14 protein-coding genes are annotated in these 13,761 nt (G+C 70.9%); 4 read left to right on the forward strand and 10 right to left on the reverse strand.

All coding sequences use genetic code 11. From position 1 onward, the window contains the following. Positions 1–10 precede the first annotated feature (10 nt). From mnhG to RS86_RS05845, 7 genes are all read right to left on the reverse strand, one after another. The gene (gene mnhG / locus RS86_RS05815; RefSeq protein ID WP_045271279.1) at positions 11–400 is read right to left on the reverse strand and encodes a monovalent cation/H(+) antiporter subunit G; all 390 of its coding nucleotides are present in this window, start codon (positions 398–400) and stop codon (positions 11–13) included. A 58-nt stretch (positions 401–458) separates the two neighbouring features. Continuing rightward, on the reverse strand, positions 459–728 hold the full coding sequence (locus RS86_RS05820; RefSeq protein WP_045271280.1) for a monovalent cation/H+ antiporter complex subunit F: 270 nt from the start codon (positions 726–728) through the stop codon (positions 459–461). Beyond that, a complete protein-coding gene (locus RS86_RS05825; protein WP_082076602.1) occupies positions 725–1,384 on the reverse strand; it encodes a Na+/H+ antiporter subunit E in 660 nt (219 codons plus the stop codon). The genes RS86_RS05820 and RS86_RS05825 overlap by 4 nt, the downstream gene beginning before the upstream one ends. Continuing rightward, positions 1,381–2,946, reverse strand: coding sequence for a Na+/H+ antiporter subunit D (locus RS86_RS05830; RefSeq protein ID WP_045271281.1), 1,566 nt, complete (start codon positions 2,944–2,946; stop codon positions 1,381–1,383). The genes RS86_RS05825 and RS86_RS05830 overlap by 4 nt, the downstream gene beginning before the upstream one ends. After that, a complete protein-coding gene (locus RS86_RS05835) occupies positions 2,943–3,569 on the reverse strand; it encodes a Na(+)/H(+) antiporter subunit C (protein ID WP_082076603.1) in 627 nt (208 codons plus the stop codon). The genes RS86_RS05830 and RS86_RS05835 overlap by 4 nt, the downstream gene beginning before the upstream one ends. Further along, entirely contained in the window at positions 3,569–6,514 is a 2,946-nt protein-coding gene (locus RS86_RS05840) for a Na+/H+ antiporter subunit A (RefSeq protein ID WP_045271282.1), read from the reverse strand. The genes RS86_RS05835 and RS86_RS05840 overlap by 1 nt, the downstream gene beginning before the upstream one ends. Before the next feature lie 119 nt (positions 6,515–6,633). Next, entirely contained in the window at positions 6,634–7,728 is a 1,095-nt protein-coding gene (locus RS86_RS05845) for a LacI family DNA-binding transcriptional regulator (RefSeq protein WP_045271283.1), read from the reverse strand. A gap of 59 nt (positions 7,729–7,787) precedes the next feature. Between RS86_RS05845 and RS86_RS05850 the strand changes: the two genes are divergently transcribed. Next, on the forward strand, positions 7,788–9,011 hold the full coding sequence (locus RS86_RS05850; protein ID WP_045271284.1) for an MFS transporter: 1,224 nt from the start codon (positions 7,788–7,790) through the stop codon (positions 9,009–9,011). Positions 9,012–9,042: 31 nt separating this feature from the next. Here the strand turns inward: RS86_RS05850 and RS86_RS05855 are convergent, their stop codons facing one another. Together RS86_RS05855 and RS86_RS05860 are read right to left on the reverse strand one after the other, a co-directional pair. Next, entirely contained in the window at positions 9,043–9,702 is a 660-nt protein-coding gene (locus tag RS86_RS05855; protein WP_235281647.1) for a response regulator transcription factor, read from the reverse strand. Continuing rightward, positions 9,699–10,934 (reverse strand): sensor histidine kinase, encoded by a 1,236-nt coding sequence (locus RS86_RS05860; RefSeq protein ID WP_045271285.1) that lies wholly within the window; start codon positions 10,932–10,934, stop codon positions 9,699–9,701. Before RS86_RS05860 ends, RS86_RS05855 begins: the two co-directional genes overlap by 4 nt. Before the next feature lie 117 nt (positions 10,935–11,051). Between RS86_RS05860 and RS86_RS05865 the strand changes: the two genes are divergently transcribed. The 3 genes from RS86_RS05865 to RS86_RS05875 are packed head-to-tail and all read left to right on the forward strand — an operon-like array spanning position 11,052 to position 13,307. Continuing rightward, positions 11,052–11,882, forward strand: a complete 831-nt coding sequence (locus RS86_RS05865) for a GAP family protein (protein WP_045271286.1) — start codon at positions 11,052–11,054, stop codon at positions 11,880–11,882. Between the two features lie 29 nt (positions 11,883–11,911). Then, positions 11,912–12,607: an endonuclease NucS gene (gene nucS / locus RS86_RS05870; RefSeq protein WP_045271287.1), complete on the forward strand. Its 696-nt coding sequence runs from the start codon at positions 11,912–11,914 to the stop codon at positions 12,605–12,607. A 25-nt stretch (positions 12,608–12,632) separates the two neighbouring features. Beyond that, positions 12,633–13,307: an HAD hydrolase-like protein gene (locus RS86_RS05875; protein WP_045271378.1), complete on the forward strand. Its 675-nt coding sequence runs from the start codon at positions 12,633–12,635 to the stop codon at positions 13,305–13,307. A 172-nt stretch (positions 13,308–13,479) separates the two neighbouring features. Here RS86_RS05875 and RS86_RS05880 read toward each other — a convergent pair whose 3' ends face one another. Then, positions 13,480–13,683: a cold-shock protein gene (locus tag RS86_RS05880; RefSeq protein ID WP_045250254.1), complete on the reverse strand. Its 204-nt coding sequence runs from the start codon at positions 13,681–13,683 to the stop codon at positions 13,480–13,482. Positions 13,684–13,761 lie beyond the last annotated feature (78 nt).

Raw genomic sequence — 13,761 nt, forward strand, 5'->3', positions numbered from 1 at the left:
GAACGCCGGATCAGCCCGCGCCGGGCGGGGTGCGCTTCGAGTCGGCGAGCTCGTCGACCACGAGGGAGCGCTCGTCGATCGTGCCGTTGCGGTAGGCCTGGCGGCCGACCATGTGCGCGGACAGCGGGGCGGTCGCGAACTGCATGAGCACGATGGGAGCCACGAGCAGCAGCCCCAGCGCGACGCCGATCACGGACCGCTGCGAGAGCGCGATCGCCAGGCAGATCAGCAGCAGCCCGAGGACCTGCGGCTTGGTGGCGGCATGCAGCCGGTTCGGCACATCGCGCAGGCGCAGCAGGCCGATCGCGGCGATGAGGCACAGCAGCGCGCCGATCAGCACGAGCACCCAGACCGCGGTGTCGACGACGACATCGGGGATCCTCAGCTCGAAGACGTTCATCGCGCTCCCCCGACCCTTGGGGTGCGGCGGGCGAAGGCCCGGTTCCTGGTGACGGCGTTCATGATGGCGTGTTGTCCCTCCGCGCGACGTAGCGGGCGACCGAGATGGATCCGAACACGCCGACCGCGGCGACGACGATCAGCACCGGCAGCGTGCGGGTGTGGTGGTTGATCGCCATGTCGGCGCCGAGCACGCACATGACCTCGGTGAGGAGCACGTCGGCGGCCACCGCCCGGTCCAGGATCGATGGCCCGATGACGATGCGGATCACGGCCAGTACGGCGGCGACCGCGAACACGATCATGATGACGAGCAGCAGCGGGTTCATCGGCGACCCTCCTCGGATCCCTGTGCCGGGCCGGATCCCTTCGGCCGGTGCGGCTTCGGCGAGCTCCCGGCCACCGTACCCCCGAGGCGGTCCTCCTCGGCGCGTTCGTCGGCACGCAGCCGCGCCGCCTGCGCGGGCGAGCCGAGTGCGCGCACGATGCGGCGCTCCCAGCGGAGCACCCCGGCGCGCTGCCGCTCCACGTCCTCGAGAGACCGCACGCCGATCACGTGCAGGTACAGGGTGCGGGTATCGCGCTCTGCCTCGACCACGAGGGACCCGGGGATGAGCGACGACGTCACCGCGACGTGCGTCATGACGAGATCGTCGGCGTAGCGCAGCGGCACGGCGATGATCGCGGCTCCCGGTGCGCGCCGGGGGTTCAGCACCTGCACGGCGACGCTGAGCGAGCCGTGCACGACGGCCGCCAGGAACTGCACCACCAGCAGCGCCGCCCACCACAGGTTGATCCGCCCGGAGAGCTCGATCGTGGGCAGCCGGAACACGCGCGTCACGAACAGCGCCACCGCGATGCCGGTCACGGCAGAGAGCACCGTGAACTGGCCCCAGAGCAGCATCCACAGCACCACGAGCCAGAGCAGGAACGGCAGCTGCAGGCCGATCTCGCGCCAGAGTCCGCGCCTCGCCTCGGTGCTCATGATGAGGCCTCATCCCCGTCGAGCATGTCGAGGTGCACAGGCTGCAGCAGGTTCGCGCCGATCCGCTCGCAGAGCCCGTAGATCGGGCCCGCGAACACGGTCAGCGCAAGGGTGACGGCGACCATGCCGCCGGTCGCGAAGGTCATGATGGTCGGGATCCGGCGCCGCTCCTGCTGCTCGTCATCGGCCGCCGGCGCGCTGCCGAGATGGGCGATGCGCTCGTTCTCCTGCTCCTCCGGCGTCTCGTCCTTGTCGCGCCAGAACGCGAGGTTCCACGCGCGCATGAGGGCGTAGAGCGTGAGCAGGGAGGTGAGCACGCCTCCGACGATGAGCACCCAGATCAGGGGCGTCGCCACCTGCGCCGCCGCCTGGAACAGCGCGAACTTGCCGATGAAGCCCGAGAACGGCGGCAGTCCGCCGAGGTTGATCGCGGGCACGAAGTACAGCACCGCGATGAGCGGCGCGGCCTTCATGAGCCCGCGCACCTTGAGGATCGACGTGCTGCCGGCCCGGCGCTCGACGAGCCCCACCGCGAGGAACAGCGTGGTCTGCACGATGATGTGGTGCACGATGTAGTACACCGTGGCGCCGATTGCGGCAGGCGTCGCGATCGCCAGGCCGAACACCATGTAGCCGACATGGCTCACCAGCGTGAACGACAGGATCCTCTTCAGCTCCGCCTGCGCGACCGCGCCGAGTATGCCGATCACCATCGTCGCGAGCGCCACGATCATGAGCACCGTGTTGATGCTCGACACGTTGAACAGCTGGGTCTCGGTGCGGATCAGCGCGTACACGCCGACCTTCGTCAGCAGGCCGGCGAAAACCGCCGTGACCGGTGCGGGCGCCGTCGGATACGAGTCCGGCAGCCAGAACGACATCGGGAACACGGCCGCCTTGATGCCGAACGCGACCACGAGCATGAGGTGCAGCACGAGCTGCGTACTGGGCGGGATCTCGCCGATGCGCTCCGCGATCTGGGCCATGTTCACGGTGCCGAGAGCGGCGTAGATGAGCGCGATCGCGACGAGGAACAGCACAGAGGACACGAGCGAGACGACGATGTAGACCGCGCCGGTGCGGATGCGCGACTCGGTGCTCCCCAGCGTGATGAGCACGTAGGACGCGACCAGCAGGATCTCGAAACCGACGTAGAGGTTGAACAGGTCGCCCGCGATGAACGCGTTGAAGATGCCCGCGGCCAGGATCAGGTAGGACGGGTTGAAGATCGAGATCGGGGTCTCCTCGGCCCCGTCCGCCGCGCCCTGGCCCACCGAGAAGAGCAGGACCGCGACCAGCACGATGCTCGACACGAGCACGAGCAGGGCGGCGAGCCGGTCGACGTAGAGCACGATGCCGAACGGGGCGGGCCAGCCGCCCACCATGACGGCGATCGGCTTGGTCTGGTCCACCACCACGAGGAGGGTCGCGGCGATCACCGAGACCGCGGCGAGCGTGGCGACCGTGACGATGACCTGCACGCGCGTGTTGCGGCCGAACACGAGCGTGATCGCCGCGCCCAGCAAGGGGAGGGCGACGAGCAGGGGGACGAGGGCGTTCATCGCGGCTCCTCCCCCGGGTTGCGGTCGTCGTCTGTCTCGGTCGGGCGCGCTCCCCCGGGGTCGTCGAGCGAGGACGCCGAAGGCGACCGGGACGAAACGCCGTCCGCCGAAGCGGGCCGTGGATCCGGCCGGTCGACGGGGGCGTCATCGACGAGGCCGTCCAGATCCTTCGCATGCAGCACGCGGATCGGGGAGGTCGCGACGCCCACGAAGTCCGTCGTGGCGTCCTCGTCCTCGAGATCGACCTCGTCGTCCATGAGGTCTTCCTCGATCTCCGTGCGCTCGCGCAGGGCGATGTCCGTCTCGTCGTCCTCGACCGTGTCCGCCTTGCCCAGCTGCCAGGAGCGGTAGATGAGCGCGAGCAGGAAGGCGGAGACGGCGAACGTGATCACGATCGCGGTGAGGGTGAGCGCCTGTGGCAGCGGATCGCTCACGTCGCCGTCGGTGCCGTAGAACGGTGCGCGTCCCGGCCGGCCCATCACGATGAGCAGCAGCAGGTTCACGGCATTGCCGAGCAGCAGGAAGCCGATCAGCACACGGGTCAGGCTGCGCTCGAGCATCGCGTACACGCCGCAGCCGAAGAGCACCGCCATGACGATGATCAGCACGAGGGAGACGTCCATCAGATGTCCACCCCCCGCGCGCGCATCTCGAGCGTCTGCCGGTCGACCTCGGCGCCGAGGCTGCGCAGCACGTCGAGCACGAGCCCGATCACGACGAGGTAGACGCCGATGTCGAAGAAGGTCGAACTGACGAACTCGATGTGTCCGACCACGGGGATCTCGGCTTCCCACACGGCGCTGGAGAGGGGTGCGAGCCCGAAGAACAGCGGCACCACGGCTGCGCCGACGGCGAGGATGAGCCCCGCCCCCAGCAGGCGCCCGGCATCCGTGGGTGCCGCGGCGCCGAGCTCCCAGCGCCCGCCCGCGATGTAGCGCATGACCAGGGCCATGCCCGCGACGAGGCCGCCGGCGAAGCCGCCGCCCGGAGCGTTGTGGCCCGCGAAGAGCAGGTAGATCGACACGACGATGATCGTGTGGAACAGGATCCGCACGATCACCTCGAGCAGGATCGAGCGATTCTCGGGCTTGACGTTGCCTCCGCCGACGAGCCAGGCGCGCGGGGCCGTGTCGCCGGCCGTCTGCACGCGCACGCCCTCGGTCGTCTCGACGAGCGGCCGGCGGCGCGCTGTGCGCGGCCCCTCCGGCAGCGCCCTCGTGGCGGAGAGCCGGTCGGCGCGATGCGTGACGAACACGAGCGAGGCGACGCCCGTGGCCGCGAGCACGAGCACGGACAGCTCCCCCATCGTGTCCCAGCCGCGCAGGTCGACCAGCGCCACGTTCACGACGTTCTTGCCGTGCCCCAGCTCGTAGGCCAGCTTCGGGAAGGCTGCGGAGATGGGATCCGCAACGCGGGATCCCGTGGCGACGATCGCCACGCACGCCATCATCACGCCCGCGGCGATGCCGAGGATCGCGCGCGGCACCCGGCCGACAGAGGCGTTGTGCTCCCCCATCCGCGCCGGCAGCCGCCGGAGCACCAGGGCGAAGGTGACGAGGGTCACGGTCTCGACGAGGATCTGCGTGAGCGCGAGGTCAGGAGCGCCGCTCGTGCCGAACAGCACGACCATGCCGAGACCCGTGACGGAGACCAGCACGACGCCGGTGTAGCGCTTCTGCGCCCGGATCGCGAGCAGTCCCGCGAAGATCATGATCGGCGCGACCACGAGCTGCACCGGCGTGTGCCAGGCGCTCAACTGCGCGTTCGCGGGTCCGCCGGCGATGAGCGCGGTGGCTTCGGCGGCGATCACGACGACGAAGATCGTGCCCACGTAGACCGGCAGAGATCCGCGCTGCGTGAGCGACGTCGTGACCACGGAAAGGCGGTCGACGCTGCGCATCGCGAGGTAGTACGCATCCTGGGCGGTGAACGGCAGCAGGCGCGGACGGCGGCCCCAGCCGAGGCGGCGCGTGAGCGGGAACAGGGCGAGGCCGAGCAGCACCGCCCCGAGCGACAGGAACAGGGCGGGGGCGAGCCCGTGCCAGAGCGCGAGGTACCCGGGATCCAGGGCCGACCCGTCGTAGCCGGGGGCCTTCGCGTCGTCCGCGAAGCCGTAGAGCACCACAGTGACGGCCGAGGCGAGCGGGCCGAGGACGAGCGTGGCGAAGGCGAGGATCACCGGCGACACCAGGAAGCCGAAGGGCGGCGAGGGCCATTCCGTGTCGGGCATATATGCGCCCGCCGCATCCTTCTTCCGCCAGAAGGCGCCCCAGAGGAACCTTGCTCCGTATGCCGCGGTGAGAATGGATCCGAGGATCACGCCCGCGAGGGCGACGATCCCCCAGGGGGATCCGCGCTGGGACTCATCGAAGAGAGCCGCGAGCGTGGACTCCTTCGCCGCGAATCCGATCGTCGGGGGGATCCCCATCATGGATCCGACCGCGAGGAATCCGGAGATCGCGAGCAGCGGGGCCTGACGCCCGACGCCGCTGATCTCGTTGACGTCACGGGTGGAGAGCTGGCGGTCGATGACGCCGACGATGAGGAACAGCGACGACTTGAACAGGGCGTGGCTGATCACGAGGGCGAGCCCGGCGAGCATCGCATCCGGGGTGCCGTAGCCCAGCACGACGGTGAAGAAGCCGAGCTGGCTCACGGTGCCGAACGCGAGGATGCGCTTGAGGTCGGTCTCGCGCAGCGCCTGCACGCCGCCAAGCAGCATCGTGAACACGCCCAGCGTGATCGTGATCGGACGCCACGGCCCCGAGAGGGCGAACACGGGGGCGAACCGCGCGATGAGGTAGATGCCCGCCTTCACCATGGCCGCGGCGTGCAGGTAGGCGCTCACGGGCGTCGGCGCCGCCATGGCGCCAGGCAGCCAGAAGTGGAACGGGAAGATCGCGGACTTGCTGAGCGCACCGACCAGCAGCAGCACGATCGCGGCGTCGACCAACGGCCCCGTCGGCGCGAGCTCCAGGATCCGCGACATGCTCGAGGTGCCGGCATCGACGGCCAGGAAGACCACGCCGATGAACATCGCCAGTCCGCCGAGCGTGGTCACCAGCAGCGCCTGCAGCGCCGCACGACGGCTTGCACCGCGGCGGTGATAGTGCCCGATCAGCAGGTAGGAGAGGATGCTGGTCAGCTCCCAGAACATGACCAGCAGCACGAGATCGTCGGTGGTCACCAGGCCGTACATCGCACCGGCGAAGGCCAGCAGCACGGCGGCGAACTGCCCGATGCCCTCTTTCGACCCGCGGAAGTACCACCGGCAGTAGAGCAGCACGAGCGCGCCGACGCCGGTGACGATGAGGGCGAGCAGCCAGCTCAGCTCGTCGAGCCGGAAGGAGAGCGACAGCCCGAGTTGCGGGATCCAGTCGATCGACTCGCGCGGGACGAGGGCGGGATCCCCGGATCCGGCCAGCACCTGCGGCGTGAGCACCACCAGGTGTACGAAGGCAGCCGCCGGGACGAGCGCCGCGACGGCGAACGCGCGTGCTCCGATCCAGGAGACCAGCAGCGGCAGCAGCAGAGACGCGAGGGCGAACACAGCGAGGAGTGTCAGCACGGCGGTCTCCTCTGGCTCGTCGGTCTCTGCGTGCTCAACGCGTGAGCGTGCAAGTCGACACAGGCGGGCGGGTTCGGATCCAGTTTACGTGCCGGGACCGGCATCCTCCGCCGCGAACGTCACGAAAGCGGCTGCCGGACGGGGGCCGGCCCCGTCGTCGTGCCCTCGCGGAAGGTGCACGTGAAGCGGATCGAGGCGGCCTGCTCCCCCGCCAGCATCCGTGCGACGGCGTCGCCCGCGGCGCGCCCCTTCTCGACCGCGGGCTGCACGGCGGTCGTGAGCACGTGCTCGCCCAGGCCATCCACCGCGATGCCGTCGAAGCCCGCCACGCTGACGTCCTCCGGCACGCGCAGGCCCGCCTCCTCCGCGGCGCGGATCACACCGGCGGCGAGGAGGTCGCTCTGCGCGATGACAGCCGTGGGACGAGTCAGCGGATCCGCGAACAGCATGCGCCCCGCGATGAGACCCTCGTCGATGAGGCTGCTGGCGGCGGACACGACGCGCGCATCGGGGAACACGGACAGGGTGCCTTCCAGGCGTGCGCTCGTGACGGGGGTCGTGATGGACGCTATGCGCTCGGGCGTCGCATCGCCGCGCACCTTCGCGCCGTCGAAGGGCAGCGTCACCACAGCGATGTCCCGGTGACCGAGCGCGCGCACATGGTGCGCGATCTGCGCCGCGGCCTCGCCGTTGTCGAGCTCCATCCGAGGCACGTCGTCACCGGCGTCCCCCTCGATCACCACGACGGGCAGGCCCCGGCTTCGTACGGCCTGCAGTGTTTCGCGCATGCGTCCGCTGCAGCCGATCAGCACCGCGGCGTCGATGGGGGCCGTGGCGAGGGTCGGCGCGTCCGACCCTGCCTCGGGATCGTCCCGCAGCAGGAGCACCCCCGCGCCGAGTTCGGCGAGGCCGTCGGTGAGGCCGTCCATGGTCGCGGTCTTGATCGGGTCCAGGAAGGCCGTCCGCAGGTGCTCCTCGAGCGCGACGGCGACGATGCCGCTGCGCCCCCGCCGCAGCGAGGCGGCACGAGGATCGGGGCCGGTGTAGCCGAGCCCTGCCGCGACGGCGAGCACGCGCTCCCTGGTGGCGTCCGCGACGGGCGCCTTCCCGCTGAACACGACCGATGCCGTGGACGGGCTCACCCCCGCCGCGCGCGCCACATCTGCGATCGTGGCACGGCGCCGCACGGCCGAAGGATCCGGATCCGAGCTCATGTCTCGACAATAACATCGTGGGGAACACACGGATCGAATCGATTCGATACACTGTGCGGATGGACACCGCCCTCACCCGCTCCCAGTTCGTGCGCTGGCGCGCAGCGATCTTCGCGATCTTCCTCGCCAGCGGTCTGTCCATCGCCACCTGGGCCTCGCGCGTGCCGGATATCAAGGCCGCGCTGCACATCGAGAACGGCCAGATGGGCCTCCTGCTGCTGGGCATGGGGGTCTCGTCGATCATCGGCATCTCGACGAGCCCGGCGGTCATGGCGCGCACCGGAGCGCGCCTCGGCATGCTCGTCACGATGCTGAGCTTCGCCGTCGGCGTGGGCCTCGTGGGCCTCGGCACCAACGTGCTCGGGTCCGTCCCCGTGGTGGTCGCGGGGCTCGTGCTGTTCGGCCTCGGCAACGGATCGCTCGACGTCATGATGAACGTCGAGGCGACCGCGATCGAGCAGCAGATGGGAAAGACGATCCTGCCGGTGTTCCACGCCTTCTTCAGCTTCGGCACGGTGATCGGCGCGGGGATCGGCGCGCTCCTGGTGCACCTCGGGCTGAACGTCGCCGCGCACACCCTGCTCATCGCCGTGATCATCGCGGTGCTCGCGGTCGCCTGCTGGATCAATGTGCCGAACCGCGAGGCGACGCTCGACCCGCAGCCCGCGGAGAAGCCGCACTGGCGCGAGCGCATGCACGTCGCGCTCGAGGCCTGGCGCGAGCCGCGCACCTACTTCCTCGGCATCGTGATGCTGGGCATGTCGTTCGCCGAGGGCGGCGCGAACGACTGGCTCGCGCTCGGCGTCTCGGAGGACCACCAGGCCGGCCCCGCCCTTGGTGCCGCAGCCCTGGCGACGTTCTCCGTCGCGATGACCGTCGTGCGGCTGTTCGGCGGCCCGCTCGTCGACCGCTTCGGCCGCGTCATCGTGCTGCGCGTGCTCGCGATCACCGCCGCCGCCGGCATCCTGCTGTTCATCCTCGCGCCGAGCACGCCGCTGGTGTTCGCCGGTGCGGCGCTGTGGGGGATCGGGGCCTCGCTCGGCTTCCCCCTGGGCATGTCCGCCGCCGCCGACGATCCGGCCAAGGCCGCCGCCCGGGTGAGCGCGGCCGCGACGATCGGCTACATCGCCTTCCTCGGCGGCCCGCCCGTCCTCGGCTTCATCAGCGACCACATCGGCCTGCTCAACACGCTCTACGTCCTCGTCGTGCTGGCGGCGCTCTCCGGCTTGTTCTCGGGGGCGGCCCACCCGCTCCGGGAGGAGGAGAAGGTCAGCGCCGGCTGAGTAGCGCTGCGCGCACGGCGCACCGCGGCGATCAGCGCTGGCGGACGATCGCGGCCGCGTGTGAGCGGCTGCGTGCGCCGAGCTTCGCGAGCACGTTGGACACGTGCGTCTTCACGGTGGTCACCGAGATGCCCAGGTGGTCCGCGAGCTGCGCATTGGACCAGCCGCGAAGGATCCCGTCCAGCACGTCCTGCTCGCGAGCGGTGAACGCGCCGCCCACCGGGGCCGCGCCGGGGGCGGCGACCTGCTCCCGGTCGGATCTGGCGCCGGCGCGCGCTGCGGCGAGCGCACGACGGGTCACCCTCGGATCGAGCACGCCTCCCCCTGCGGCGACCGCGCGGATCGCCTCGACGAGCGTCGCCGCGTCGGCGGTCTTCAGCAGGAAGCCTGCGGCGCCGGCGAGGATCGCCCCGTCCACGAGGTCGTCCTCGTCGAAGCTCGTGAGCACAAGGACGTCGGCCAGAGCTTCGTCCACGATCTCCCTGGTGGCCGAGATCCCGTCACGGCCGGGCATCCTGAGATCCATCAGCACGACGTCGGGGCGCAGCGCTCTGGCGTTCCGCACCGCCACCTCACCATCAGAGGCCTCGCCGACCACGTCGATCCCATGCGCCTCGAGCATGATCCGCAGCGCGCTGCGGATCGCCCCGTGATCGTCGGCGAGGAGCACCCGCGGCACCGGCCCGGTCACGGCGCCGCTCCTCGGGGCAGCTCGGCGCGCACCGACCAGCCGTCGCCCTCCGGACCGGCGGAGAACTCGCCACCCAGGGCGCGCACGCACTCGGCGAGCACCGCGAGACCCGTGCCGGATCCGGCGAGCGCCGGGCCGGACGCGCCCCGTCCGCCGTGGGAGTCGATCCGGATCAGAAGCCGATCCGCCCCGTTCGAGAGCCGAACCCGCACCTCGGCTCCGACCGCGTGACGCGCCCCGTTGGCCAGGGCCTCGCGCACGACACGGGCCGCCGTCTGGTCGACGAGCGCGGGGAGCGTGCCGGCCCGCCCGCCGGTCGTCCGCTCATCCGTCCGCTCGTCGGCGATGCGCACGGTGAGGCCCGCCCGCTCCGCCGCGCGCGCGAGCTCCGGGATGTCGGCAAGCCTCGGCGCCGGTGCAGGGGCGTCGCCGCCGTCGCGCAGCACCGCGATCATGGAGCGCAGCGCCGCGTGGGCATCGAGGCTCGCATCGCGCACGGCGCGCAGCGCCGCACGATCCCGCGTCTCGTCCGGGGGAGTGGACAGTGCCGCCTCCGACCGGATCGCCATCGCCGACACGTGTCCTGCGACGAGGTCGTGCAGTTCCCTCGCCATGGTCTCTCGTTCATCGCGCACGGCTTCCCGCGCCGCGTCCGTCGCCCTCCGCCGCTCGAGCGCGGCGACCTCCTCCGCCCGGCCGACGGCGACCGCCCACCAGTAGTCGGTGCCGAGGAGGGTGGCGATCTGCAGAGTCACGAGCATCGCGACGCGGACGTCGGAGGTGCGCAGCAGAGCGAAGACGAGGAATCCGCCGGCCACGATCACGAGCGCCACCGCGACTCCGCGGCGCGCGCGAGCCGTGGCGCGGTGGACGGCGTGCCAGAGCACATCCAGCAGCACGACGAGGGATCCGAGACCTCCCACGGTCGCCGCGTCGCCGGCGAACAGCGCCGCCACCACCGGGAGCGCGAGGAGGGGAGGGATCCGGTCCCGGAGCGCGATGAGGACGCAGCCGGGCAGCGCGAACGCGAGCGCCCACCACGGCGAGATCGGGGAGGGCGTGACCCGGAACAGGTCCCAGAGCCCGGCGAAGCCGAAGGCGGACGCGGCCACGCTGAGCAGCGCGGTGCCCACGGCGTCGACGATCGGCCTGGGTATCACGTCGAGCACCCGGGGGAGGAGCGAAGGAGGACGCGGCACGGCGACGCGATCGAGCGTGCGCAGGCTGTCCATCGCCCTATCGAACCACGCGATGCTCCACGGACGTATCGGCCGAAAGGAGGAACGGCGCCGGCGGCACTCCGTCCTTCGCCCGATCCGCGATGGTCCGGCGGACGGGAGCCTGGGAGCATGGACCTCTCACCGGAAGCGCCGCTCGCGCTCACCCTCGCCGTCCTCGCACTCCTCGACGGGCTGAGCGTGGGCACCCTGCTCATCCCGGTCTTCCTGCTGCTGCCTGCCGGTCGTGTGAGGGTGAAGCGGATCCTCCTCTACCTGGGCACGATCACCCTCTTCTATCTTCTGGTCGGGCTGCTGTTCCTCTGGGGTCTCGTGAACGTCGTCGACGTCGCCGCCGACTTCTTCTCGTCCGAAGCCGGGCGGATCCTGCGCTTCGTGGTCGGAGCGGCCCTCCTCGTGGGCTCCTTCCTCGTCCCCAGTGCGAAGAAGAAGGAGGCCGTGCTGGTCGGCGGCGGCTCGCCGGACATGGTGCGGGAAGCCGCGGATCCGCTCGCTGCCGGCGTTCCCGATGCGGCGGAGCCCGTCCGGGGCCGGATCGCACGCTGGCGCGACCGGCTCCTCGACCCGGCGACTCCGCCGCTCGTCGTGGTCGGCCTCGCGATCGCCGCGGGCCTGGTCGAGGTCGCGACGATGCTGCCGTACATCGTCGCGATGACGATGCTCGCGGATGCCGGCATCGGCATCCCGCTCCGCGTCGCCGCGCTCGCGGGCTATTGCCTGCTCATGATCGCGCCCGCGCTCCTGCTGCTCCTTCTGCGCGTGCTCGCCGCCCGGGCCGTCGAGGGGCCGCTGCGGCGCCTCGGCGCCTGGCTCAGCCGTACCGGCGCGGAGAACACGGCGTGGATCGTCGGGATCGTCGGATTCCTCATCGCGCGGGGCGCCGCCGCCGAGCTCGGCCTCTTCTCCGGCATCGGCACCCTCTTCGGAACCGGCGGGAGCTGAGCCGCGGCCCGGCGGGCTAGGCTCTTCGGGTGCGTCTCGTCATCGCCCGCTGCGCCGTGGACTACTCCGGCCGGCTCAACGCCCACCTGCCCCTCGCCACGCGTCTGCTCGTGCACAAGGGGGACGGCAGCCTGCTCGTGCACTCCGACGGCGGCAGCTACAAGCCGCTGAACTGGATGAGCCCGCCCTGCCGCCTCGAACCCGAGGAGCCGGGGGAGGAGGAGGCATCCGCGGGCGTCACCGAGGTGTGGCGGGTCACGCATCAGAAGACCGGTGACGCGCTGCGCGTGCAGATCTACGAGATCCTGCACGACTCGGCCCACGAGCTGGGGATCGACCCCGGCCTGCAGAAGGACGGCGTCGAGGCGGATCTGCAGCGCCTGCTCGCCGAGCAAGTGGATCGGATCTCCGAGGGCGCGACCCTGGTGCGCCGCGAGTATCCGACTGCGATCGGGCCGGTGGACCTCATGGTGCGCGACGCGGACGGCGCCGCGATCGCCGTCGAGATCAAGCGTCGCGGCGACATCGACGGCGTGGAGCAGCTCACCCGCTATCTCGAGCTGCTCGGCCGGGATCCGCATCTCGCTCCCGTGCAGGGCGTGTTCGCCGCCCAGGAGATCAAGCCCCAGGCGCGCGTGCTCGCCGAGGACAGGGGAATCCGCTGCCTAGTACTCGACTACGAGGACATGAAGGGCATCGAGTCCGGCATCCCGCGGCTGTTCTGAACCCGTATCTCCGAGAGGCATGAACATGGCCGCATCCCCTTACACCTGCGTCCTCTGGGACGTCGACGGCACGATCGCCGACGCCTCGGCGGGGATCCTGCCGCGCCTCGTCGAGGTGTACGCCGCGTTCGGCCTGCCGGAGCCCGCGCAGAGCGAGTTGTCCCGCTGGATCGGCCCGCCGATGTTCGAGTCGTTCCGCGACCTGGCCGGCCTGTCCGAGGAGGACGCGCACCTCGCGGTGCGGAAGTACCGGGAACTGGCCATGCGCGACGGCTACGCCGCGAGCGTGCGGATCTATCCCGGCGTCGCCGAGGCCCTGCAGACGGTCAAGGCGGCGGGCATCCCGCAGGCCACCGCGAGCTCGAAGCCCGAGAACCAGGTGCTCGCGATCCTCGAGCACTACGGCCTGATCGACGACTTCGTCATCGTCGCCGGAGCGCTGCCCGACGCATCCGGCCTGCACGACGGCAAGGAGGCGGTCCTCCGCCGCGCCCTGCACCGGCTCACCGAGGCGGGCGTCGACGTCAGCCGCCCCGTCCTGATCGGCGACCGCCTGCACGACATCGAGGGCGCGGCTCCCCTGGGCGTGCCCGTGATCTTCGTCACCTGGGGCTTCGGCGAGCCGGGGGAGTCCGCCGGCGCCATCGCCGAGGTCGCGACCCCCGACGAGCTGCTGCGGATCCTGCTGCCGCAGGGCTGACCTCTGCGGCACACGCGGCCGCTCCGCCGTGAGAAACCGCTTCTGACGCGAGACATCACGTCTGGCGTGGTGTCTCGTGCGGGATCTGGTTTCTCGCGCGCGCACGAGCCGCCCGCACAAAAGGAGACTCCCCCGGTGCCGAGGCACCGGGGGAGTCAGAAGTCCGTGTCGCTCAGAGCGGACGGATGTTCTCGGCCTGCAGGCCCTTGGGGCCCTGCGCCACATCGAACTCGACGCGCTGGTTCTCGTCGAGCGAGCGGTAGCCGGAGGATGCAATGGCGGAGTAGTGCGCGAACACGTCAGCTCCACCGTCGTCGGGGGAGATGAAGCCGAAGCCCTTCTCCGAGTTGAACCACTTAACCGTGCCCTGAGTCATGTACTGCCTTCTTGCTTGGGCTTACGCCGGCGCAGACGCGTCGACGATGCTAACGCTATCCGAGTCGACCCGCATAGC

The organism is Microbacterium azadirachtae (assembly GCF_000956505.1).
In the GTDB taxonomy this organism is placed as follows: Bacteria; Actinomycetota; Actinomycetes; order Actinomycetales; family Microbacteriaceae; genus Microbacterium; species Microbacterium azadirachtae_A.